We start from the raw sequence: 25226 nt of genomic DNA on the forward strand, positions 1-25226 counted from the left end.
TATTTTACTTTTAGTAAGTTAAAACATATTTTAAGTATCTATTTTTACACTTTTAATATGATTAGAATTACTTTAAGTATTAAAAGTGACCATAAAATAGTATAGTTACCCTTTTTGGACTTGTAATTTATGTCTTTAAGGTTGTAATTGAAGTGTTTTAGCTATTCTATTTAGTTACACCCTAACTAAGCCTTTGAATTCTATCACGAAAAATAGCTTCGATACTCAGTTTTATGTCCTTAATATAAAATGCTACATTTATAGGACAAAACTTCCGTAATTCGTAACTATTTTACATCTATTTCTCTCATAACAAAGTCTAATACGTAATTTGGTTCAACAAGTTCATTTTTTCAACAAACAAAAAAACCTTCCATTTCTGAAAGGTTTTATATTCTCATTTTGATTTACAATTTAATAAGATTGCTTCGTTCCTTGCAATGATAAACTGCTTACATATTCCTTCTATACTGACCTCCTACTTCAAATAATCCTGAAGTAATTTGACCTAACGTACAATATTTAGTAGCATCCATTAGTAATTCGAAAATATTTTCGTTTTTAATGGCAGCTTCTTGCAATAAGTTAATTTGTTCTTTCACTTTCTCTGCATTTCCTTTATGCAAGTTCTCTAATGTTTTAATTTGGAATAATTTTTCTTCTTCTGTTGCACGAATTACCTCCGCAGGGATAACCGTTGGTGAACCTTTCGAACTTAAGAAAGTATTCACACCAATAATAGGGAATTCGCCAGTATGTTTTAAGGTCTCATAATACAAGGATTCTTCTTGAATTTTACTTCTTTGATACATGGTTTCCATTGCTCCCAATACGCCTCCTCTTTCGGTAATTCTATCAAATTCTAAAAGAACAGCTTCTTCAACTAAATCGGTTAATTCTTCAATAATAAAAGAACCTTGAATCGGGTTTTCGTTTTTCGCTAAACCTAATTCTTTATTGATAATCAACTGAATTGCCATGGCTCTACGTACCGATTCTTCAGTTGGCGTTGTAATTGCTTCATCATAGGCATTAGTATGCAATGAATTACAGTTGTCATAAATGGCATACAATGCTTGTAAGGTCGTACGAATATCATTAAAATCAATTTCCTGTGCATGTAAAGAACGACCAGAAGTTTGAATATGGTATTTCAACATTTGTGCTCTTTCGTTGGCTCCGTATTTTAATTTTAACGCTTTTGCCCAAATTTTACGTGCTACACGACCAATTACAGCATATTCAGGATCAATACCATTAGAGAAGAAAAATGATAAATTAGGACCAAAATCGTTGATGTTCATTCCTCTACTTAGGTAATATTCCACATAAGTGAAACCATTTGCTAAAGTAAAAGCCAATTGTGTAATTGGATTAGCACCTGCTTCTGCTATATGATAGCCCGAAATCGAAACCGAATAGAAATTACGAACATTCTCTTTAATGAAATATTCCTGAACATCTCCCATTAAACGTAGCGCGAACTCTGTAGAGAAAATACAAGTATTTTGCGCTTGATCTTCTTTTAAAATATCCGCTTGAACTGTTCCTCGAACTTGTGCTAATGTTTTAATTTTAATATCTTGATATACATCTGCTGGTAATACTTGATCTCCTGTAACTCCTAAAAGCATCAGTCCCAAACCATCGTTTCCTTCTGGTAAAGCTCCATTATAAACAGGTCTTTCTGTTCCTTTTGCCGCATAGATAGCTTTGATTTTTGCTTCAACCTCGGCTTCTAATCCATTTTCTTTAATATATTTTTCACAATTTTGATCAATTGCAGCATTCATAAAGAAACCAAGCAACATTGGTGCCGGTCCATTAATCGTCATCGAAACAGAAGTTGCTGGGTGACTTAAATCGAAGCCAGAATATAATTTCTTAGCATCGTCTAAACAACAAATAGAAACTCCAGCATTACCAATTTTACCATAAATATCGGGTCTATGATCTGGATCATTTCCATAAAGTGTTACCGAATCAAAAGCGGTTGACAAACGTTTGGCTGGCATACCTAAACTCACATAATGGAATCGGCGGTTAGTACGCTCTGGACCTCCTTCACCAGCAAACATACGCGTTGGATCTTCTCCTTCACGTTTGAATGGATACAATCCAGACGCAAATGGAAATTCACCAGGTACATTTTCTTGTAAATTCCATCTTAAAATATCACCCCAAGCTTGGTACTTTGGTAAGGCTATTTTAGGAATTTGTGTATGTGATAACGACTCACTATGTGTTTTAATTTCAATTACTTTATCCCTTACTTTAAATGAGTAAATAGGATTTTTGTATTTGTTTACTTTGTCATCCCAAGTTTGAATCACTTCCCAATTGTAAGGATCTAAATTCATTTTAACGCGGTCAAATTCTTTCAATAAAAGCGATACAAAATCTTTGTTAGAATCGTTAATTTGCATAGAGGATTCAACGATTCCTGCTTTATCTATTTGAGGGAAGTTTCCATTTACCGATTCTATCGTTTTGAAAATTCCGTATAACTTTTGTGCAACTTCAACTTGTGTTAAAACGGTTTCGTCATATTTACGGTTGTTTTCTGCAATTTCCGACAAATAACGGGTTCTATGTGGTGGAATGACAAAAATTTTCTCGCTCATCTCGCGAGTAATAACAAAATTTGAGCGCAAATCAGAATCTGTTTTTTCAACAATTTTGTCCATAATCGCCTTGTAGAGCGTATTCATTCCTGGATCATTAAATTGTGACGCAATAGTTCCGAAAACAGGCATATCATCAGGATTTACATCCCAAAGATTATGATTGCGTTGGTATTGTTTTTTCACATCACGAATTGCATCTAAAGCACCTCGTTTATCAAATTTATTTAACGCAACTAAATCCGCAAAATCTAACATGTCGATTTTCTCTAATTGAGTAGCAGCACCAAATTCTGGAGTCATTACATATAAAGAAACATCGGAATGATCCATGATTTCAGTATCCGATTGTCCAATTCCTGAAGTTTCTAACACAATTAAATCATATTTTGCGGCTTTCAGTACTTGAATAGCTTCTGCAACATATTTAGATAATGCCAAATTGGATTGACGAGTAGCTAATGAGCGCATATATACTCTAGGATTATTAATCGCATTCATGCGTATTCTATCTCCTAAAAGTGCTCCTCCAGTTTTACGTTTAGATGGGTCAACCGAAATTAAACCTATGGTTTTGTTTGGAAAATCAATTAAAAAACGACGTACTAATTCATCTACTAATGATGACTTTCCAGCTCCACCTGTCCCTGTAATCCCAAGTACCGGTATTTTAGATGTTTCATTTGCTGCGTGAATTTTATCTAAAATCGGTTTTGCAATTTCCGGAAAATTTTCAGCTGCCGAAATAACACGTGCAATTTCTCTTGGATTTTTATTCTCTAAACAATCAGCCTCGTTTGTTAACTGATCTCCGATAGGAAAATCAGCTCGCTTCACTAAGTCATTAATCATTCCTTGAAGCCCCATTGCACGACCATCGTCTGGAGAATATACTTTCTCAATCCCATATTGATGCAATTCTTCAATTTCTACTGGAAGTATTACGCCACCACCACCAGCAAATATTTTAATGTGACCCGCTCCTTTTTCTGCAAGCAAATCAAACATATATTTTAGGTATTCAGTATGCCCACCTTGGTAAGACGTCATAGCAATTGCATTCGCATCTTCTTGTATAGCTGTGTTTACAACCTCTTCCACGCTTCTATCATGCCCCAAGTGAATTACTTCACAGCCTGTAGCTTGAATAATTCTACGCATTATATTAATAGCCGCATCATGACCATCAAAAAGTGATGCTGCAGTAACTATTCTTACTTTATTATTAGGAATATAAGGTTGTTGTTGTTCCATGTGTAATTTTATCTAAAATTTTGTAGCGCAATTTACGAATTTATCATTTTATAAATAACAATGATGAATATAAAAATCAATAATTTGTTGTAAAATCAATCACTATTATCTTATCTAAAATCTTGGTTGCGTAAAATCAATTTATCTAACTTATACAAATATAATTCACAATTTTTCTTCTTTTCATAGCAAATAATGTGACTGCCACATACAAAAAATGCATTTCAGCGATTAAAAAATACATTTTAACGATTTAAATAAAATTATTTTTTTTATAATTTCAAAAAAAAACAAGTAAATATACCTTTACACAAGAAATAATGAAGTAGTCTTCTTGCTTACATAATAAATAAACAAGATAGTTATCTTTCTTTATACTAATTTCATGTACTATTTGTTTTTTTTGGGGATTACATAATGTAGTAAATACATTATTTAGTAATGAAAGAATTAAAAATTAATACTGAAACAATAATTATTTTAATTATTCTATTATGATAAAACGCTCTAAATAAAATTAAAAGGTCGATTTAGTTTTATTAAGGTACAGCATTTTTATTATTAAAGATTCGTTGAATTTTATTCAACAAAAAGTGAAGGATTTATAGTCAAACCAATTTTTAATGTTTTAGTTTATTATTTTTGTAAAAGAGGGCGGTTTTAAATGACCGCTCTTTTTTTATGCATACTCCCCTAAAAAATCATCAAATTAATAAAAACAAAAAACCCTAATCAGTTATGATTAGGGTTTTCAAAAGAAAGGCGACGACATACTCTCCCACAAAATTGCAGTACCATCTGCGCTGTCGGGCTTAACTTCTCTGTTCGGAATGGGAAGAGGTGAGCCCCGACGCAATAATCACCTTAAGAGGTTTCATTGCTTTGAGCAATATTTCTAATTAGTAAATATCTTTCAACATTGAATAATTAGAACAATATCTTAACATATTGAGACAAGAAAATTTATTTTTTATTAGAAAGTGACTCCCTGCACCTTACGGTGCAGGAATACGTACATAAGCTTATGGGTTATTAGTACTACTCGACTATGACATTACTGCCTTTACATCTATAGCCTATCAACGTGGTCATCTTCCACGACCCTTAAAAGAAATCTCATCTTATGGTGGGTTTCGCGCTTATATGCTTTCAGCGCTTATCCCTTCCAAACGTAGCTACTCTGCAGTGCTCCTGGCGGAACAACAGATACACCAGAGGTTTGTCCAATTCGGTCCTCTCGTACTAGAATCAGATCCATTCAAATTTCTAACGCCCACAGTAGATAGAGACCGAACTGTCTCACGACGTTCTGAACCCAGCTCGCGTGCCACTTTAATGGGCGAACAGCCCAACCCTTGGGACCTTCTCCAGCCCCAGGATGTGACGAGCCGACATCGAGGTGCCAAACCCCCCCGTCGATATGAGCTCTTGGGGGAGATCAGCCTGTTATCCCCGGCGTACCTTTTATCCTTTGAGCGATGGCCCTTCCATACGGAACCACCGGATCACTATGCTCTACTTTCGTACCTGATCGACCTGTATGTCTCTCAGTCAAGCTCCCTTATACCATTGCACTCTACGCACGGTTACCAAGCGTGCTGAGGGAACCTTTAGAAGCCTCCGTTACTCTTTTGGAGGCGACCACCCCAGTCAAACTACCCACCAAACAATGTCCCCCACTTTTGCGGGGTTAGGCCTCAGACAAGCAAAGGGTGGTATTTCAACAATGACTCCACAACGCCTAGCGACGCCACTTCATAGTCTCCCACCTATCCTACACATCACGTGTCCAAGGTCAATATTAAGCTATAGTAAAGGTGCACAGGGTCTTTTCGTCCCACTGCGGGTAATCGGCATCTTCACCGATACTACAATTTCACCGAGCTCATGGCTGAGACAGTGTCCAGATCGTTACACCATTCGTGCAGGTCGGAACTTACCCGACAAGGAATTTCGCTACCTTAGGACCGTTATAGTTACGGCCGCCGTTTACTGGGGCTTCAATTCAATGCTTCTCCGAAGATAACATCTCCTCTTAACCTTCCAGCACCGGGCAGGTGTCAGGCCCTATACTTCATCTTACGATTTTGCAGAGCCCTGTGTTTTTGATAAACAGTCGCCTGGACCTTTTCACTGCGGCCAGCATTACTGCTGGCGACCTTTCTCCCGAAGTTACAGGTCTATTTTGCCTAATTCCTTAGCCATGAATCTCTCGAGCACCTTAGGATTCTCTCCTCAACTACCTGTGTCGGTTTACGGTACGGGTACTTATAATCTAAGTTTAGAAACTTTTCTTGGAAGCCCTTAGGCACACTATCCCTTTGTCCGAAGACGCCGAGTACTATCGTATATCACCAAAATCTACGGATTTGCCTATAGATCTTATAGCTAAATACTTCAACGAACTATTCCGTCAGTTCGCGGTGCTTTCATCACTCCGTCATTCCATCACAATTATAAGTAGTACGGGAATATTAACCCGTTGGCCATCGACTTCTCCTTTCGGATGCGCCTTAGGACCCGACTAACCCACAGCTGATTAGCATAGCTGTGGAAACCTTAGTTTTTCGGTGTGCGGGTTTCTCGCCCGCATTATCGTTACTTATGCCTACATTTTCTTTTCTAAATAGTCCAGCAATACTCACATATCACCTTCAACCCAATTTAGAATGCTCCCCTACCACTCCGTAGAGTCCATAGCTTCGGTAGTATACTTATGCCCGATTATTATCCATGCTCGTCCGCTCGACTAGTGAGCTGTTACGCACTCTTTAAATGAATGGCTGCTTCCAAGCCAACATCCTAGCTGTCTGGGCAGACAAACCGCGTTTTTTCAACTTAGTATACATTTGGGGACCTTAGCCGATGGTCTGGGTTCTTTCCCTCTCGGACATGGACCTTAGCACCCATGCCCTCACTGCTAAAAATCATTATATAGCATTCGGAGTTTGTCAGGAATTGGTAGGTGGTGAAACCCCCGCATCCAATCAGTAGCTCTACCTCTATATAACTAATTTAGCGCTGCACCTAAATGCATTTCGGGGAGTACGAGCTATTTCCGAGTTTGATTGGCCTTTCACCCCTACCCACAGGTCATCCCAAGACTTTTCAACGTCAACGGGTTCGGACCTCCACTTTGGGTTAACAAAGCTTCATCCTGCCCATGGGTAGATCACACGGTTTCGCGTCTACCATTACTGACTCAGGCGCCCTATTCAGACTCGCTTTCGCTACGGATCCATACCTGAAGTACTTATCCTTGCCAGCAACGGTAACTCGTAGGCTCATTATGCAAAAGGCACGCCGTCACCCCACGAAAGGGCTCCGACCGCTTGTAAGCGTATGGTTTCAGGATCTTTTTCACTCCGTTATTCACGGTTCTTTTCACCTTTCCCTCACGGTACTGGTTCACTATCGGTCTCTCAGGAGTATTTAGCCTTAGCGGATGGTCCCGCCAGTTTCACACAGGGTTTCACGTGCCCCGCGCTACTCAGGATACCACTATCCTTATCTTCTCTTACTTATACGGGACTATCACCCTCTTTGGTTAACCTTTCCAGGTTATTCTAATTCAATCCAAAAGAAATCTCGTGGTCCTACAACCCCAAAATTGCCGTAACAACTCTGGTTTGGGCTAATCCGCGTTCGCTCGCCACTACTTACGGAATCACTTTTGTTTTCTTCTCCTCCGCCTACTTAGATGTTTCAGTTCAGCGGGTTTGCCTCCTATCGGATACTATGTCTTCAACATAGTGGGTTGCCCCATTCGGATATCTACGGATCAATTCGTGTGTGCCAATCCCCGTAGCTTTTCGCAGCTTATCACGTCCTTCTTCGCCTCTGAGAGCCTAGGCATTCCCCATACGCCCTTATTTTGCTTATTGTACTTGTTTTATCAAGTGTTATATACTATACAACACCCGAAATTTGTGCTTTCTATTATATTTTTATTTTTTCTTTTCTCAATATGTCAATGAACGGTTTTCTAATAATTAGTCCTTAGTAATTAGTAACTAGTTTTCACTAATACTTTTCACTATTCACTATTCACTCGAATAGTGGAGAATATCGGAGTCGAACCGATGACCTCCTGCGTGCAAGGCAGGCGCTCTAGCCAGCTGAGCTAATCCCCCGTTTCTTTAGTGATCAGTTAACAGTTTTTAGTTAACACTACTTAAAACGGTTAGCAAACCTCTAGAATTTCCTCTTAAAACTTTAAAATAGTAGTCCCGGGCAGACTCGAACTGCCGACCCCTACATTATCAGTGTAGTACTCTAACCAGCTGAGCTACGAGACTCTGTTTCTTTAAGTTTTATTGTATTATTTGAACCAACAGCGAGAGTAAATGCTATATAAAACACTAATCTATATCTTTCTCTAGAAAGGAGGTGTTCCAGCCGCACCTTCCGGTACGGCTACCTTGTTACGACTTAGCCCCAGTTACTAGTTTTACCCTAGGCAGCTCCTTACGGTCACCGACTTCAGGTACCCCCAGCTTCCATGGCTTGACGGGCGGTGTGTACAAGGCCCGGGAACGTATTCACCGGATCATGGCTGATATCCGATTACTAGCGATTCCAGCTTCACGGAGTCGAGTTGCAGACTCCGATCCGAACTGAGACCGGTTTTGAAGATTCGCATCATGTCACCATGTAGCTGCTCTCTGTACCGGCCATTGTAGCACGTGTGTGGCCCAGGACGTAAGGGCCGTGATGATTTGACGTCATCCCCACCTTCCTCACGGTTTGCACCGGCAGTCTCGTTAGAGTTCCCGACTTTACTCGCTGGCAACTAACGACAGGGGTTGCGCTCGTTATAGGACTTAACCTGACACCTCACGGCACGAGCTGACGACAACCATGCAGCACCTTGAAAGACGTCCGAAGAAATTACTGTTTCCAATAACGTCGTCTCCCATTTAAGCCCTGGTAAGGTTCCTCGCGTATCATCGAATTAAACCACATGCTCCACCGCTTGTGCGGGCCCCCGTCAATTCCTTTGAGTTTCACACTTGCGTGCGTACTCCCCAGGTGGGATACTTATCACTTTCGCTTAGCCACTCAGATAAAATCCGAACAGCTAGTATCCATCGTTTACGGCGTGGACTACCAGGGTATCTAATCCTGTTCGCTACCCACGCTTTCGTCCATCAGCGTCAATCCATTAGTAGTAACCTGCCTTCGCAATTGGTATTCCATGTAATATCTAAGCATTTCACCGCTACACTACATATTCTAGTTACTTCCTAAAAATTCAAGCCCTACAGTATCAATGGCAGTTTCCTAGTTGAGCTAGGAGATTTCACCACTGACTTATAAGGCCGCCTACGGACCCTTTAAACCCAATGATTCCGGATAACGCTTGGATCCTCCGTATTACCGCGGCTGCTGGCACGGAGTTAGCCGATCCTTATTCCTACAGTACCGTCAAGCCTCTACTCGTAGAGGTGTTTCTTCCTGTATAAAAGCAGTTTACAACCCATAGGGCAGTCATCCTGCACGCGGCATGGCTGGATCAGGCTTGCGCCCATTGTCCAATATTCCTCACTGCTGCCTCCCGTAGGAGTCTGGTCCGTGTCTCAGTACCAGTGTGGGGGATCTCCCTCTCAGGACCCCTACCCATCATCGTCTTGGTAAGCCGTTACCTTACCAACTAACTAATGGGACGCATGCTCATCTTGTACCGTTGGAACTTTAATAATCAGAAGATGCCTTCCAATAATACTATGAGGTATTAATCCAAATTTCTCTGGGCTATCCCCCTGTACAAGGTAGATTGCATACGCGTTACGCACCCGTGCGCCGGTCTCAAGGAAGCAAGCTTCCTCTACCCCTCGACTTGCATGTGTTAGGCCTGCCGCTAGCGTTCATCCTGAGCCAGGATCAAACTCTTCATCGTATATTTTTTATATTGTACGATAAAAACTAGTGTGTTTAATTCGCCTCTACTCTCTTATTTTTATAATTTAAATCACTCTAAATTATGCTGTCAATTCAATATGTCTATGAACGTGTCTTTCGTATTTTAAACCCCTAACTCCAAAACTTGCGTCTCTGTGTTAGCGGCTGCAAAACTACAACCTTCTTTTTAATCTCGCAAGATTTATTTGATATTTTTTTATCTTAAATCTCACTCAATATGTATCTGAACTTCGCCTGTTTTGCGGGGTGCAAAGATAATTAGTTTTTTAATTCCGACAAGCTTTTTTGAAAATATTTTTTTTCTTTTCTTAAAAACCCAAAACTCTCGTTTTATCTTCATTAATCTACCAAAGAACCTCTGCGGTAATGCGGGTGCAAAAGTAGTCACTTTTTATTAGTTTCCTAATGTTTTTGAAACTATTTTTAAATATATTTTTTAGCACTTTAATTTTCAATCACTTACAATAAAAACTTTTTTTTCTTACCAAATTGCATATCCTTCTATAATACCCTTTACGCTTTCTATATACAGCATACCAAACATCATCTAAAAAAAATAAACTAAAAGCATCCCTACTTTTATATGGTCTGTTTCTCCTTAATCTTTTGACAAATCTTGTGATTCACGCATTTTGGCTGCTTTTGAACGCCATGTTAAATAAGCTTAGTTTTTTTTATATTTACAGAAACAAACTAACAAACATAAAAAATGACTAACATTTCTAAAGAGCGAATTTTGTCTCTAGATACTTTACGTGGATTTGATATGTTTTGGATCATTGGTGGTGACATCTTATTCAAAACATTAGGGCAACAAACTTCTTGGACTTGGGCAGATACCATGGCAAAACAAATGGATCACGCAACATGGGACGGATTTTATGCCTATGATCTCATTTTCCCATTATTCATGTTTATCTCAGGAATTGCCATACCATTTGCTTTATTTGGAAAACTAGAAAAAAACATACCTAAAAAGACAATATATTTTAAAGTTATTAAAAGAGCTATTATTCTAATTCTTCTAGGACTTGTCTATAATGGAATTCTAAATTTACAATTTGAAACCCTTAGAATAGCAAGTGTTTTAGGGCAAATTGGTCTCGCTTATCTAATAGGATCAATTATTGCCATAAACTTTCGAACATTTAAATCCATTACCATCTGGATTATAACCATATTAATCTTTTATACTTTCCTACAATTAATAGTACCTGTACCCAATCATGGAGCTGGAATCCTAACCCCTGAAGGATCTATCAATGGCTATATAGACCAAATATTCCTACCAGGTAAACTTTATGGAAAAGTATTTGATCCCGAAGGGTTACTCTGTATTTTTTCTGCTTCGGCAATTACTTTAATGGGAACATTGGCTGGTCTCATTTTAAAATCAACCGTTTTTAGTCCATATAAAAAAGTAATGCTCTATTCAATTATTGGTACTTGCTTAATTATTTTAGCATTACTACTCAACAACTGGTATCCTATTATTAAATCTATTTGGACTTCTACTTTTAATCTTCTAACAGGTGGAATTAGCTTTATTTTATTAGCTCTTTTTTATCTTATAATTGATATTTGGAAATTTCAAAAATGGACATTTTTTTTTCGAGTTATCGGATTAAACTCTATTGCAATATACATGGCAACTTGCATTATTGACTTTAAAGCTACTGCTGTTTTTTTATTTAGTGGTTTTGCTTCTTTATTTAGCGATTTACAACCTGTTGTTATTCTATTAGGTGTCATAGCTGTTGAATGGGCTTTTCTTTACTTTTTATATAAAAAAAATGTTTTTATTAAAGTATAACAAAACAAGCAGTACCTTTCAAGGTTTACATTACTAATTTTATTTTTTTTACAGGTATTTATCATTACAATCTGGCTATAAGTGCCTATACTCCAATAAACCGAAGAAATGAAATAATGAATACCTATAAAAAAATAAGTACAAATGGATAAAACAGAACTTCTGACTTTAGTTTTTATATTCTACTATCAAAAATAGGTACTAAAAAAATAGTTGTATCCATTCTGAAACAACATTATCTTTATTCAAATAAATAAGTGTCAAACCTATTGTGTCATTAAATCCATGTATTAATACAAGTAAAAGTAAATTGTTTCTGTTTTTATTAAACAGCAATGAAATAAAGAATGACCATAAAAATGTAGAAACCATTCCTGCTCTACCTTGGTATATATGAGAAATCCCAAAATAAACTGAAGTAATAAACGCAGATATTAACCAATTTTTATTAGAATTTCCAAACAATTCTGCTAATGACTTCATATAATAACCTCTAAAAAGAAATTCCTCCCCAAAAGCGGCAAAAATCCACATGACAATCATCAAAATAAAATAGCCCACAAAATTCCCTCTAATATCCTCCAAAGATGATAAGTCAAAATCGCCCAAATAATATTGGAGGACAGGATCAATACAGCTAAAGCAAATAAAAAATAAAAATGATATTAGTAAGCTTTTTATAACCACATTCCTTTCCATTTTTTTTCCAATTCCAAACTTTGACCATTCAAAATTACTTCCCCATAAAATTAAAAATGCAATGCCTAGCCCGAAAAAAAATACAAAATTTCGGTCTATAAAACCAAATATTGGAGCAATGAGCATGGTTAATATGACAATATATGGTTTTGATAAAAAATTGTAAATACTTGATTTCATAATCTCAATCTTTTTACAATGCTACTTTTTTTCCATTCGCTTTTAAACGGAAATAGTTTTTCTCTTTTATTAATAAGCCTTCAGACTTTTTGTTAGGCCAATTTTTATTATAATCCTTTGGATGTTTTACATCAATTGCAAAGACTTTTCCATCATATATTTTTTTTATTGACCATTGCAATGTATGCCCAACAATAATATCTTTTGCATTAAACTTTTTAATTCCTTTTTCAACTTCTTCTTGCGACAAATCTTCATTAAAATACCCTCTGTACCAACAAATTCCTTTTTGGTTAGACAGAATGAATTGTTCAAGAGTTTCTTTAGGTTTTGGATAATAAGAATGGTAATAATTCGCTCTATTTATCTGGTTCACTTTTTCAATTGACACATCATATTTTACTATATCTGGATGAATACCTCCATGCGCAAAAAGATGCCCGTTAATAAGCTCCATTGTGTTTTTAGAAGCCATCCACTTCCCTAGAAAAGAGTCTTTATTATACAAATCGTGATGCTGTTTTCCTAAAATATTTGCAACAGCATAATACTTGTAGGAAGCAGATTCATATTTTCCTTGCATATTATAGAGTTCGTGATTTCCTATAATGAAATGCACTTTCCCACCTTGTTTTTTAGCTTCTTGTTCCAATTTATATATAAACCAAAGTACTTGAGTTGTTGAAAAACCTCTATCTACAAAATCTCCTAATAAAACTAAATGGCCTTTCTTAAAAATCCAATTTAAATCGGAATCTAAAACTTTATTAGCAATTAAAAAATCTCTAAATGTTTTATAACTGCTCTCAATATCAGAAATGGCAATTATAGGTTGATTATCAGAATAGGTTGTTTCGGGTATTTCAAACTCCGATTGTATATTAAAATCAAAACGAGAAGCATCTAGAGAGAAATAGCAAGACGCAGGGATAAGCTCATTAATAGCATGTTTGGTTTTGTCAAGATAAAACCCGTCTGTTTTATTCCCTCTTATATAATTTACATTTAGTGTACTATCGTTTTCATAAAACACATAAGGACCTTCTTTTTCCAAATTCATTTTTAATGAATTACTTCCATATTCAAAGCTTCCGTTGAAGCAAACTAAAACAGTAATACCAATTACTAATAAAACCAAGATGGTTCCAAATACGTTTTTTAGATATAGTATAATTCTTTTTTTCATCTAATTTTCGTTTTAAATTTTTAAAAGACCAAATATATTGAGCCATCATAGGATAAATAAATATTTGTGACATACGTCCTTTTGAGTTATATAAATAACAAATTATGTAGCCTACAATATAGTTATCACACCATGCTGCCGATACAACCCTCAATAATTAACAATCATCACTATTATTTTTTTGACCATTTATTTATATTATTTTTACACTATGATATCTCTTTTAAAAAGAAACAATTGGTTTGTCGTTAAAATTTCAGTTTTAATAAGTATTCTAATTCCATTAGGCATAATTACCTACGAAACTGTTATACTTGGAAATAATGCTGTGGTTTTTCTCGATAATTATCCATCAGCAATAGCAATTATTGTAATAATATACTATTGTTTATTACTTTTAGGCGGTATTCTTTGGATTACTATTCAACTAAAATCTGTTTTAAATTTAAAAAACGAAACAAAAAAAAACGAATTACAACACTTGCAAAGTCAGGTGAATCCTCATTTCTTTTTTAATATGCTCAATACTATTTATGGAACAATTGATAAAGACACAAATACAGCAAAAAATCTTATTTTAAAACTTTCAGATTTAATGCGATATAGTATCTATGAAGGCGAAAAGAACACGGTTGCTCTGCACGAAGAGATCTCCTATATGAAGAATTATATCACATTACATAGAATAAGGTATAACAAAAAAATTGACATTCAATTAAATACCGATTTAGCCAATCAAAATATACAAATTAAACCCCTTTTGTTAATCATCCTGTTAGAAAATGCTTTTAAACACGGTGTGGAAAATTTGAGAGAAAACACCTATGTTACCATAGACATAAGAAGTAATGATAAAACACTCGATTTTAAAATAGAAAATAATTTTGACGAAAAGGAAATTCCAAAAGAAAGTGGCATAGGACTCAAAAATTTAAAAAGAAGACTTGAATTAGCATATCCCAAAAAGCATAAATTAACAATTCAAAAAAATAACATCGTGTTTTTAGCCCAATTACAATTACAGTTATGATTACCTATTTAATTATTGATGATGAAAATATAGCACACGATATTATAAAAGGATATTGTGATGTATTACCCAATATGAAATTGCTAAAAAATTGCTATGATGCCATTGACGCGTTAGCGTTTTTACAAGAGAATAATGTAGATCTCATTTTTTTAGATTTAAATATGCCCAAACTAAAAGGGTTTGATTTTTTAAAAACATTATCCAAGCCACCAACAGTAATTGTAACAACTGCACATAAAGAACAAGCATTAGAAGGTTATGAATTAAATGTGGTTGATTATTTATTGAAACCATTTAGCTTTGAGAGGTTCTTAAAAGCCATAAATAAAACGTGTCATTCAAAAAGCCATTTAGGACAATTAGAGCCGCTCATAATAACAGAAGAACAACAAATTTTCTTATATAGTGATAAAAAGCACATTCAAGTTAATTTAAACGATATTCTATTTATAGAAGCAGCGGGAAACTATTGTAAAATTATTCTAAAAGAAAATCAAATAGTAATTAGAGAAAAAATATCTGATCTTTTAGAAAAACTATCGTCAAATAAATTTCTACAAGTTCATAAATCATTTATCGTTTCTAAAGATAATATTAACGCTATAGAAGGTAATAGAATACTAATCAAAGAACATCAAATACCAATAGGAAAGTTGTATAAAATGAAAGTTTCCGATTTCTTAAAACTGTAACCATAGTGCTTGATATAGAATCAATAAACTTTCCCTATTCTAGTCTAAGAATTCAACCACGATTTACTCCCCTTTTAGTATTGGTGCTTTTGTGTTCAATGATTACAATGCATTGCTTCATCTGTTCGCTTTGCTCATCTACCCAAGAGGTGAAAATGAATACCTATAAAAAACACTAAAAACTTACGAATAAACCTTAGTTTTTAATGGTTGTTCCTGTTGATCTCAATTTTAGATAGGATAATTAAAATTAGAATATTTAGAATAAGAATGTAATCTGTTCGATAATTTCATCACCAACTTTGAAAATAAAAATTAGCATTGATAAAATTAATATAGCTAAATTTAGTAAAGACAATTTAAAAACTTTTTTAGCTTTTTCCTTTAGTGCTTTTAATAATACAATTAATGAAGTTATAATTGCAATTGTAAAGCATAAACATGGATAAAATGTCCAATCACTAAAATGTTGTATTCCAAATTCTTTATAATATAAGAATCCAAACTCATAAGCATTAACTGAGTATTCTTTTTTTAACGCAGCTAAACGTAAATCTTTTTGATGTTTATTTTTTCTTTTTAAAGAATCGTTCTTCTGCTTTAGAACTTCTTTATTGATTTCTGAATTCACAATAACTCCATCATGAAGTTGATATTCAAGAATTGTGCTGTCTGCACATGTTTGAAACATTGGTAAAAAACAAATAATAAAGATTGTAATAGAGAAAAATTTGATTACTTTTTTCATAGTTCTGTGGCTTTTAGAATAACAGCTAACTTATTTATAGGCACTATAAATAGCGTTTTCAAAAATGTTGTTTTTCTTCTTAAAAAATCATCAAAAAAGCTCTTTATTTTCAGCAAACTTTTGTATTTACATGTGTATAAATTGTTGTAGTTCTCCTATTATCTTGTCCTAATAATTTTTGTATGTTCTTAAGTTAAAAAACAAACGGGAGTAGTCATTAGATAATATAAACTCATTTAATGCTTCAGGCTCAAACCATAATTGAAGTCAATTAAGACTTCTGCCTGAAAGGAACTTAAAAAAAGTATATTTAACAAGCTAATAACTACTTCCGTCGGCTTTAATAATTCAAACTCAATCCAACGCCAAATCCCATATCGCTATCATAGTGTGTTCTGAATCCTAAATTTTTCTCTACAATATAATTCAGCCCAACCATATACTCTTTGTCCGTATTGATCATAAAAGATGCCCTAAGTCGTTTTGAAACCGGTATATCTTCTCGTCTTAGTTGTATTCTTACATTTCCGTCATGATACATTTCTGCTTGAAAGATAACAAGCATTGGTAAAGTATAAGCAAGACCAACACTAAATTGTGTACGGTTGTCTTTGGTGTTTTTTTGACCAAATAGATTTCTTTCTTGTTCATCAATCCCCAATTTTCTGTGTCGCCAATCAAAACCCACAAAAGGCATTAGCCATTGGTTTCTGCCAACATACCTTCCAATGTGCGTTTCACTTTCATAACCGTGATGGTCGTTATAGCCCAAACGCCATTCCGTACCAAAGCTCCAACGCGTATTTTGTAACATTACCATACCATCATTTCCGTTGGTTGCAAAATCATTTTGAGCCATAAAATGGTTTTGGTTGCTTTCATTTTGCAGTTTTTTGTATGCCCATTTTTTATCTAGTAAGAAGGGGTTTGATTCTTGGGTCTCATAACTAAATACTCGGTTCATTCCTGCCATCATATGGTATAGAATATGGCAATGAAAAAACCAATCGCCTTCCAAATTAGCTTCAAACTCAATTACATTGGTTTCCATTGGCATTATGTCTAATACGTTTTTAAGTGGTGCATAATCACCTTGTCCGTTAATTACCCTGAAATCATGTCCGTGCAAATGCATTGGGTGACGCATCATGGAGTTATTGTAAAGCGTAATTCGTACAATTTCGCCTTTCTTTATCAAAATTTTATCTGTTTCCGAAAGTACTTTGTTGTCCATACTCCACACATAGCGATTCATATTTCCTGTTAATTCAAATCTCAACTCTTTTATTGGTGCATTTGCTGGAAGTGTCGTTTTTGTAGGCGATTTTAGCATGGCATAATTAAGCGTTACTATTGCTGAATTTGTTGTCGAATGACTTCCGTGATTACTATGGTCTGTACCGTCCATTTTCATTTCGGGCATTTTATTTTGCTTTTTTTCTCCTGAAATTTCTGGATACATTACTGTGTTCATATCCATTTTTTGAAGACTCATATCCATTCCCATATCGTTCATAGTACCGTCCATATTCATCATATCGTTCATCATTTTCATCCCTTCAAAATATTTCAGTTTTGGCAAAGGACTTACCAACTGTTTGATACCTGAACCAATATAAATAGATGCTGATTTAGTGCGGTCTTCTGGTGTGACAAGAAATTCAAAAGCCGTGTCTTCTGCTGGAATTGTTACAATAACATCATAAGTCTCAGAAACCCCAATAATTAATCTATCAACTTCAACAGGTTCAACATCATTACCATCATTGGCAACTACTGTTATTTTTCCACCTGCATAAGTAAGCCAAAAATAGGACGATGCTCCACCGTTTGAAATTCGTAACCGCACTTTATCGCCTGCTTTAAATTGTGAAAGTTGGCTTTCATTTTTCCCATTTATCAAAAATTTATCATAATAAATATCACTCACATCCATTGCCAACATTCTTTTCCATTCGTTTGTCAATTTGGTTTTAAAATGTCCTTCTATCATGGCTTCTAAATAACTTTGTGTTGTCCCTTTTTTAATAGCAAACCAATCCGAAGCATTATGCAACATTCGGTGAACATTTTCAGGTTTGTAGTTTGTCCATTCACTTAAAATAATGGGAACACTTGGTAAATCGTCAATTTCTTTTCTAAAAGTTCGGTCATCTTGCTTTTTAAGTAAAATTAGTGAACCATACATTCCAATTTGCTCTTGTAAACCGCTATGACTATGATACCAATGTGTTCCGTTTTGAATAATTGGAAAACGATAAATATGCGTTGTGTTTGGTTCAATAGGCATTTGAGTTAAAAAAGGAACACCGTCTTCTTTGTTTGGCAAATACAAACCGTGCCAATGCAATGAGGTGCTTTCTTTGAGTCTGTTATGAACGTAGATTTCAGCTATGTCGCCTTCGGTAAAAATTAAAGTTGGCATTGGAATTTGTCCATTTACTGCAATCGCTCGTTTTTCTTTTCCTGCAAAATTAACAAGCGTGTCAGTAACGTAAAGGTCATATCGCACCACTTTTTGGGCGAATACGGTAACAGTTGCCATTAGTAATACTACTAACAGCAACAATTTTTTATGAAAATATTCTTTTGTTTTCATTTAAGATCATCATTATTTAAATCGCTTTTGTTCTTAATCGAAGGGCATTTGCTATTACAGAAACAGAACTGAAACTCATAGCCAATGCCGCTATCATAGGTGAGAGTAATATTCCAAAAAAAGGAAATAAAACACCCGCAGCAATAGGCACCCCTAATGTATTATAAATCAGTGCAAAGAAAAGATTCTGCTTAATATTTTTCATTACTGCATTACTTAAATTTATGGCTTTTACGATTCCGTGCAAATCGCCTTTCACCAAGGTAATCATGGCACTTTCTATGGCAACATCTGTACCTGTTCCCATTGCAATACCTATGTCACTTTTGGCTAATGCTGGTGCGTCATTAATACCATCTCCCGCCATTGCAACTACACTGCCTTTCTTTTGAAGATTTTCAACTTCTTTCAATTTATCTTCTGGTAACATACTGGCTTTAAAATCGGCAAGATTAAGTTCTGTTGCTACCGCTTGTGCTGTATCGAAATTGTCTCCTGTAAGCATCACTACGGCTATGCCTTTTTCCTGAAGCTCTTTAATGGCTTTAGCACTTGTTAACTTTATTTTATCGCCAATGACAACATAACCAACTACAGAACTATCTATAGATAAAAAAGAAACCGTTTTCCCATTCCTCTGATAGGTTTTAGCTTCCTCAACCATTTCATTTGTAATCTTCGCTTGGGCATATTCCATCATTTTTGGATTTCCCAAGGCTACTTTTTTCTCATTTATAGTAGCTTCAACACCTTTACCTGTTACTGCTTTAAAAACCTTATAATTTAAAATCTCGACATTATGAAGTTTGCCATATTTAACCGTTGCTTCCGCCAGTGGGTGTTCACTATTATGATTTAAGGAAACAATGTATTGAAGCACTTCGCTTTCCTTGAATCCATTATGGAATGAACCGATGGTCTCTACTGTTGGTTTTCCTTCGGTTATCGTTCCGGTTTTGTCAATAATCAAAGTGTCAACCTTGTTCAATTTTTCGAGTGCTTCGGCACTTTTAATTAATACCCCATTTTGAGCTCCTTTTCCCACACCTACCATTACAGACATTGGCGTTGCCAAACCCAATGCACATGGACAAGCAATGATTAATACTGCAATAGCATTGACTAAAGCATAAACATAAGCAGGTTCTGGCCCCAAAATTGCCCATACAGCAAAGGTTAAGAGGGAAATAATAACTACCACAGGCACAAAATAACCCGATACTTTATCTGCTAAATTCTGAATAGGAGCTCTACTTCTACTGGCAGTATTGACCATGTGGATAATTTGAGAAAGCAACGTATCGCTCCCTACTTTTTCAGCTTGCATCAAAAAGACTTGGTTGCCATTGATAGTACCACTATTCACTTTATCACCAATACTTTTATTTACAGGAATGGGTTCTCCTGTAATCATAGATTCATCAATAGTTGTTTCTCCTTCGGTTATAATTCCATCTACTGGAATTTTATCGCCTGGTTTAACTTTCAGTACGTCATTTAACGCTATTTTGTCAATACTGACTTCAACTTCTTCTCCATTTTTGATTTTTAGAGCTTTATTAGGAGCTAATTTCAACAACTCTTTTACAGCCGAAGTGGTTTTGCTATGTGCCCGAGCTTCTAATAACTGCCCTAATAATACCAAGGTTAAAATAACGGTTGCTGCTTCAAAATACATGTGAACCGCTCCTGATTCTGCCTTAAACTGCTCAGGAAAGACGTTCGGAAAAAGCAAACCAGTAACACTAAATAGCCAAGCTACGCCTGCACCAATACCAATAAGGGTAAACATATTAAGATTCCATGTTCTGATACTTTTGTAAGCACGCTCAAAAAACATCCACGTTGCATAAAAAACTACAGGAATAGAAAGTGCAAACTGCAACCAATTCCACTTTTGCTGCTCCATTATCTTATTCAATAGATTGTTTGGAATCATCTCGCTCATCACTATTAAAAAAATGGGAACTGTAAATGCTGTTGCTATCCAAAATTTCTTTAATAGGTTTCTATATGTTTTTTCTTCTGCCGAAAGATTGGCTTGCATCGGCACTAATTCCATGCCGCAGATAGGGCAAGAACCCGCTTCCTCTTTTTCAACCTCTGGGTGCATTGGGCAGGTCCATTGCTGTGCTCCAGAAATTGATAGATGCTGTTCCTCGACCAAATCCATTCCGCACACTGGACAATTTCCTGCTTGATCGTAAGTTTTATCGCCTTCACAATGCATGGGACAGTAAAATGTTCCTGAACCAATTCCCTTTGTTTTTTCAGATAGTTTGGGTTCAGATTGATGATGATATTCTCCTAATTTATGTATGCTATATCTGCCACCATCATTTTTTAAAATTTCTTGAAAAGTTACTATGGTGATATGCTTTTCCATTGCAATAGTGACTTCTGCTTTTTCTAAATTTACAGTCGCTTTAGTAACACCATCTACTCTTAAAAGTATTTCTTCTACGTGCTTAAGACAACCGTTGCAGGTCAATCCTTGAATATGATAAGTATGTTTCATATTACTTTATTTTTTTTAAAACAGTGCAGCCTTTCAGCTACACCATTTCTAATTAGTCAATTGTTTCTACCGTTTTACCACAACTCAACATTTGCGAACCGTAATAAGGATTCTTTACAACGCTTTCCTCACTCAACCAATTTGCACCTTTTCCACCATTTGCCATTGGGCAATGCTGATAATACACAGGTTTTTCATATTTTGAAACTTTCAGTAATTGGTACACATTATCAGATAATGTATTGAAATGATCACGTTGATGTCCTGCATCTTTAGTTTCTTCAATATGTTCTGTATCAAACATCAAATCTTTCATTATCTTCATCCAAACCGTATGCTCTACGGCAGTAAGTTTACTCATTTCTACTGCTTTTATTGAAGTCAGTAATGCTACCGCTGTAGTAGAAGCCAAATTGCCATCAGATTTTACCAAAGCATCTTTTAAAGCTAAGTAATTATCAAAAACTCCTTTTAGTTGATTTACTCCTTGTTTTGTTATTTTAGGTTCGTTTGTTATTTCATTGTGATTGTGCATCATATGATCTTCAACAACTTCTTTTTTAGCCATTTCCGTTTTTCTTACACGGCTATATTGGCAACATTTTGGAAGATTATTGTACGCATCAACAGGTGCAAGAAATTGGTCACTGTCATAACCTGCCAATGCAATACGCTTCAAGATTTCTTCTTGATTCGTTTTGGTTGTATCATAGGTTAGAGTTGCCATTTTGGTGTCTTTACTCCAATCTACTTGGACTATTTTTTTGACATTTCCTGCTTTTTCAATGGTGCTTTCGCACATTCCGCAGTTACCATAAATTTTTAAACTTACAGTTGCAGTATTTTGGATTTGAGCGTTACACGCTGTGAACGATAGCAATACAGTAATTGCCATCAATATTTTTATTGATTTACTCATAATGATATTGTTTTTGGAAAGCGGAATTCGTGAACCCCGTTTCATCGTATTAAATTTTAATTCTTGAAAATAATGAATTGCGAAAAAGATATAATATTTTCGCTTAGACACACCTATGGCTGTCAATGTGAGTAATTAGCCTATTTTTGGTGGTAGCCAAATAGAAAGAAAGCCCGATGAGTAATAAGCTTCTTGAAAGTAAAATTTAAGCTTTTTGCTCAATATTACTTTCGTTTGTAAAAGTTGAGCAAAAAAAGGAATTGTAAAATTTGAGGAACTTGTTGGACAATGACAATCAGAATTGTCGCAGTTTTCTTCACAATCCTTTCCTTGTTTACCACATTGCGTGGTTTCTTTTCCGCAACAATCTTTTTTCTCTATTGTGGAGTCCAATTGGTTACGAGAGAAAGTTTCCGTATTTTCAGATTTTGTACTACAAGCATAGGACTCCACAGGTGTCAGAAAGAAACCTGCCAGAATTAAAATTGCTATATAGTAAATTTTTTTCATTTTTCTAAAACACAAAATTACAAAATTTATTCTCTCAAGCATTAACAAAATTCAAGTTCATTAAATTTTTAACATTGACTTTGCAAATTAACAAAAACCAAATGTGCTATTTGTGCGTTGGCTTTCCCATAATGATTGCTATCAATCTCATACAATCGTCAGTTATATTTTTAGCCACCATTTAATCGTTTTCAATTTGTCAGATTCTATTGCTGTCAAGTTTTGAGTTTCAAATTCAGTCAATTTATTTTTTACACATTCAATTCCGTAATTTTCCTTTATCCAAAAAGGGAATTCCTCAACACTTTTATTCCAATTCTCAATAGTCAATTTTAGAATCAAGCTTAAATCAATATCAGATTTTGGTTTAAGATTATCCAATATTTTTCCAGCTTATTTTTGGTCAATATATTCCGTTTCAGGTCTTTTTTTGTTTTCAAACACTTTAACAATTCCATTTACTATTATTTCATCAGAAACTTTATTCAGTTTGTCCATAAATTGTCGCATTCTTAAATCTCCAATTTTATCCATTAAGTCAATAGATGAATAAAATTCATTTCGAAAATCATCTGATGTTTTTGGAATGTTCATCGGTTTTTTTTTAGAGAGTGAGTTTGTATTACTTCGTCTGTTCGCTTTGTTCGGGTGTTCGTACTTCGCACGCAACGACCCACGGAGTGAAGATGAATACCTATAAAAAACAATAAAAATTGATGAATAAACCTTATCTGTTAGTGGTAGTTTTTATTTGTGAATTTCTGTAATTGCTTCGTACAATTTATCTTTCCATTCATTTAATAAATCATGTAATTTTAGAACAGTTTTTTCTTGATTGCTGATGAAAAGTTTTTCGCCCATAAGATATGAACTCATATTTACTGAATAAGTTTCTCCATTATGATTAAAATATATAGAACTACGAGAAACATCTTCTGGTACATATTTTCCATTAAACGTTGAGTAAAATTCTTGTAATTCTATTTGTTCAGTTTCATCTATCTCGTTTATAGTTTCAATAATATTTTCAGGGATTAAATTACTTTTATAGATTGAGTATAATCTTTTTGGTACTGGATATTTATACCAAACAAATTTAATCTCGAATGATAAATCTTTGTGAATTAATAACGTTATATTTCTTGGGATTTCACATAAACCGGCGGAATAATTATACACTAGAAAATATTCTTCCTTCAATGTTTTATCGGAATTCAAATATTCGTTTCTAAAATTGTCGATATTTAATGACATTTGATTTTTTAATTACCTACAACGGCAGTTTGTCTTAAAACCTTCGTTTATTCTACTTTGTGTTATAAATTGAAGTAAAAATAGCGGATTTAAGCAATACTAAAAAACTTTTTTAAATGCAGTTTTTATCATTCATTAGCGATAGCCAAAACTCAAATTCCTGTAAAAGTTAACTTTATGGTTAATGGAATTTATGCTCATAAGTGAAGGAAATCACTCAAAAAACCAACTAAAAATAAACTTCAAAAAAAGAGACTATCCTAAAAGAAAAAAATCGACACCTATTTATCACTCCGACGCAAGGAGGAGTCTCATAATTAGCGCTATGTAATTTCTCCCTTTGGTCGAAATGACAAGATTACGGACTTTTTTGTACAGCCTCTTGTATATTCTTAAATTTTCAATTCGACATTCCCATTGTGAATGGAATCTCAGCGGTGAGCCTGTCCTGAGTCTATCGAAGGGTTCAACACGAGTTTACTTCACTTTTATTATTTGTTTTATGTGTTCAGTAATTATAATTCATTGTTCGTGCTTCGCACGCAACGACCTACGGAGTGAAGATGAATACCTATAAAAAAACAATAAAAATTGATGAATAAACCTTAGCTGTTGGCGGTAGTTATTTTTTTTAATTCTTTTCTAGATAATTTCCTGTATTCGTCTTGGTAATTTCTTATAGTTTCAACACCGTTACTTTCCAAAAAGTTAGGTAAGTATAATTTATGTTTTTTGAATAAATATTTAATTTTTTTTGTTTCGAAAACTTGCTCATTTTTAAACAGCTGTATAATTAAGAAAGTATCTTGATTATCCTTAACTTTTTGATACGTTATAGTTATGTTTCTTAATACTTTATTTTCAGGTTGTTTTAAATCAACTAATTCGAGTTTACCATTCTCTAAAAATCGAATTCCTATTTCTTTTTCGTTTGCTTTTACCCAAGTTCCGACTAGATTCTGAGAAAAACCAAAAAACGGTAATAATATTGTTAAAATTAGTATTTTTTTCATGTTTCATTTTTTAATTACCTACAACGTCAGTTTGTCTTAAAACCTCCGTTTATTTTACTTTGTGTTATAAATTGAAGTAAAAATAGCGGATTTAAGCTATACTAAAAAACTTTTTGAAATGCAATTTTTAACATTCATTAGCGGTAGCCAAAACTCATATTCCTGTAAAAGCTAGTTTTATGGTTAATGGAATTTATGCTCATAAGTGAAGGAAGTCACTCAAAAAACCAACTAAAAATAAACTTCAAAATAAGAGACTATC

General features: G+C 34.7%; 15 protein-coding genes, 2 tRNA genes and 3 rRNA genes. 3 read left to right on the plus strand and 17 right to left on the minus strand.

Features of this window, described 5'->3' with window-relative positions; genetic code table 11:
* Positions 1–452: 452 nt before the first annotated feature.
* The 6 genes from ACZ49Z_RS19940 to ACZ49Z_RS19965 form a co-directional block, all read right to left on the minus strand.
* Positions 453–3878: a methylmalonyl-CoA mutase family protein gene (locus tag ACZ49Z_RS19940; RefSeq protein ID WP_464306050.1), complete on the minus strand. Its 3426-nt coding sequence runs from the start codon at positions 3876–3878 to the stop codon at positions 453–455.
* A 757-nt stretch (positions 3879–4635) separates the two neighbouring features.
* Positions 4636–4745, minus strand: a 5S ribosomal RNA gene (gene rrf, locus ACZ49Z_RS19945).
* A 145-nt stretch (positions 4746–4890) separates the two neighbouring features.
* Positions 4891–7762 (minus strand): 23S ribosomal RNA (locus tag ACZ49Z_RS19950).
* A gap of 175 nt (positions 7763–7937) precedes the next feature.
* Positions 7938–8011 (minus strand) — tRNA-Ala (locus ACZ49Z_RS19955).
* Between the two features lie 91 nt (positions 8012–8102).
* Positions 8103–8176: transfer RNA gene (locus ACZ49Z_RS19960), tRNA-Ile, on the minus strand.
* Between the two features lie 84 nt (positions 8177–8260).
* Positions 8261–9777 (minus strand): 16S ribosomal RNA (locus tag ACZ49Z_RS19965).
* Together the 16S, 23S and 5S rRNA genes with 2 tRNA genes alongside form the textbook arrangement of a ribosomal RNA operon.
* Positions 9778–10509: 732 nt before the next feature.
* On the opposite strand from ACZ49Z_RS19965, the gene ACZ49Z_RS19970 reads away from it, so the two are divergent.
* Positions 10510–11613 carry an acyltransferase family protein gene (locus tag ACZ49Z_RS19970; RefSeq protein ID WP_464306051.1) on the plus strand — a complete coding sequence of 368 codons (1104 nt, stop codon included), beginning with the start codon at positions 10510–10512 and terminating at the stop codon, positions 11611–11613.
* 201 nt (positions 11614–11814) lie between these two features.
* On the opposite strand, the gene ACZ49Z_RS19975 is transcribed toward ACZ49Z_RS19970, so the two are convergent.
* Together ACZ49Z_RS19975 and ACZ49Z_RS19980 are read right to left on the minus strand one after the other, a co-directional pair.
* Positions 11815–12492 (minus strand): CPBP family intramembrane glutamic endopeptidase, encoded by a 678-nt coding sequence (locus ACZ49Z_RS19975; RefSeq protein ID WP_464306052.1) that lies wholly within the window; start codon positions 12490–12492, stop codon positions 11815–11817.
* 13 nt (positions 12493–12505) lie between these two features.
* Positions 12506–13678, minus strand: a complete 1173-nt coding sequence (locus ACZ49Z_RS19980) for a metallophosphoesterase (protein ID WP_464306053.1) — start codon at positions 13676–13678, stop codon at positions 12506–12508.
* Positions 13679–13889: 211 nt separating this feature from the next.
* Between ACZ49Z_RS19980 and ACZ49Z_RS19985 the strand changes: the two genes are divergently transcribed.
* Positions 13890–14708, plus strand: a complete 819-nt coding sequence (locus ACZ49Z_RS19985; protein ID WP_464306054.1) for a sensor histidine kinase — start codon at positions 13890–13892, stop codon at positions 14706–14708.
* Complete coding sequence (locus ACZ49Z_RS19990; protein ID WP_464306055.1) at positions 14705–15403, plus strand: LytR/AlgR family response regulator transcription factor; 699 nt, start codon at positions 14705–14707, stop codon at positions 15401–15403. The genes ACZ49Z_RS19985 and ACZ49Z_RS19990 overlap by 4 nt, the downstream gene beginning before the upstream one ends.
* Before the next feature lie 259 nt (positions 15404–15662).
* Here the strand turns inward: ACZ49Z_RS19990 and ACZ49Z_RS19995 are convergent, their stop codons facing one another.
* The 9 genes from ACZ49Z_RS19995 to ACZ49Z_RS20035 form a co-directional block, all read right to left on the minus strand.
* Positions 15663–16151, minus strand: coding sequence for a hypothetical protein (locus tag ACZ49Z_RS19995; RefSeq protein WP_464306056.1), 489 nt, complete (start codon positions 16149–16151; stop codon positions 15663–15665).
* 340 nt (positions 16152–16491) lie between these two features.
* On the minus strand, positions 16492–18696 hold the full coding sequence (locus ACZ49Z_RS20000) for a multicopper oxidase family protein (protein ID WP_464308084.1): 2205 nt from the start codon (positions 18694–18696) through the stop codon (positions 16492–16494).
* A 70-nt stretch (positions 18697–18766) separates the two neighbouring features.
* Entirely contained in the window at positions 18767–21268 is a 2502-nt protein-coding gene (locus tag ACZ49Z_RS20005; protein ID WP_464306057.1) for a heavy metal translocating P-type ATPase, read from the minus strand.
* A gap of 52 nt (positions 21269–21320) precedes the next feature.
* Complete coding sequence (locus ACZ49Z_RS20010; RefSeq protein ID WP_464306058.1) at positions 21321–22187, minus strand: DUF3347 domain-containing protein; 867 nt, start codon at positions 22185–22187, stop codon at positions 21321–21323.
* Positions 22188–22322: 135 nt separating this feature from the next.
* Positions 22323–22697, minus strand: a complete 375-nt coding sequence (locus ACZ49Z_RS20015; protein ID WP_464306059.1) for a hypothetical protein — start codon at positions 22695–22697, stop codon at positions 22323–22325.
* 162 nt (positions 22698–22859) lie between these two features.
* Positions 22860–23078 (minus strand): hypothetical protein, encoded by a 219-nt coding sequence (locus ACZ49Z_RS20020; RefSeq protein WP_464306060.1) that lies wholly within the window; start codon positions 23076–23078, stop codon positions 22860–22862.
* 12 nt (positions 23079–23090) lie between these two features.
* Positions 23091–23291 carry a hypothetical protein gene (locus ACZ49Z_RS20025; RefSeq protein ID WP_464306061.1) on the minus strand — a complete coding sequence of 67 codons (201 nt, stop codon included), beginning with the start codon at positions 23289–23291 and terminating at the stop codon, positions 23091–23093.
* A gap of 153 nt (positions 23292–23444) precedes the next feature.
* On the minus strand, positions 23445–23951 hold the full coding sequence (locus ACZ49Z_RS20030; RefSeq protein ID WP_464306062.1) for a hypothetical protein: 507 nt from the start codon (positions 23949–23951) through the stop codon (positions 23445–23447).
* Between the two features lie 605 nt (positions 23952–24556).
* The gene (locus ACZ49Z_RS20035; RefSeq protein ID WP_464306063.1) at positions 24557–24964 is read right to left on the minus strand and encodes a hypothetical protein; all 408 of its coding nucleotides are present in this window, start codon (positions 24962–24964) and stop codon (positions 24557–24559) included.
* Positions 24965–25226 lie beyond the last annotated feature (262 nt).

It is taken from the genome of Flavobacterium sp. KY-23415, from assembly GCF_055384985.1.

Bases quoted from the DNA above. Each gene is read 5' to 3' on its own strand.
- ACZ49Z_RS20010 (WP_464306058.1), bottom strand. From the start codon at position 22,187: ATGAGTAAATCAATAAAAATATTGATGGCAATTACTGTATTGCTATCG.
- ACZ49Z_RS20015 (WP_464306059.1), bottom strand. From the start codon at position 22,697: ATGAAAAAAATTTACTATATAGCAATTTTAATTCTGGCAGGTTTCTTT.
- ACZ49Z_RS19980 (WP_464306053.1), bottom strand. From the start codon at position 13,678: ATGAAAAAAAGAATTATACTATATCTAAAAAACGTATTTGGAACCATC.
- ACZ49Z_RS19985 (WP_464306054.1), top strand. From the start codon at position 13,890: ATGATATCTCTTTTAAAAAGAAACAATTGGTTTGTCGTTAAAATTTCA.
- ACZ49Z_RS19975 (WP_464306052.1), bottom strand. From the start codon at position 12,492: ATGAAATCAAGTATTTACAATTTTTTATCAAAACCATATATTGTCATA.
- ACZ49Z_RS20000 (WP_464308084.1), bottom strand. From the start codon at position 18,696: ATGGCAACTGTTACCGTATTCGCCCAAAAAGTGGTGCGATATGACCTT.
- ACZ49Z_RS20005 (WP_464306057.1), bottom strand. From the start codon at position 21,268: ATGAAACATACTTATCATATTCAAGGATTGACCTGCAACGGTTGTCTT.
- ACZ49Z_RS20025 (WP_464306061.1), bottom strand. From the start codon at position 23,291: ATGAACATTCCAAAAACATCAGATGATTTTCGAAATGAATTTTATTCA.
- ACZ49Z_RS19995 (WP_464306056.1), bottom strand. From the start codon at position 16,151: ATGAAAAAAGTAATCAAATTTTTCTCTATTACAATCTTTATTATTTGT.
- ACZ49Z_RS20030 (WP_464306062.1), bottom strand. From the start codon at position 23,951: ATGTCATTAAATATCGACAATTTTAGAAACGAATATTTGAATTCCGAT.
- ACZ49Z_RS19940 (WP_464306050.1), bottom strand. From the start codon at position 3,878: ATGGAACAACAACAACCTTATATTCCTAATAATAAAGTAAGAATAGTT.
- ACZ49Z_RS20035 (WP_464306063.1), bottom strand. From the start codon at position 24,964: ATGAAAAAAATACTAATTTTAACAATATTATTACCGTTTTTTGGTTTT.
- ACZ49Z_RS19970 (WP_464306051.1), top strand. From the start codon at position 10,510: ATGACTAACATTTCTAAAGAGCGAATTTTGTCTCTAGATACTTTACGT.
- ACZ49Z_RS19990 (WP_464306055.1), top strand. From the start codon at position 14,705: ATGATTACCTATTTAATTATTGATGATGAAAATATAGCACACGATATT.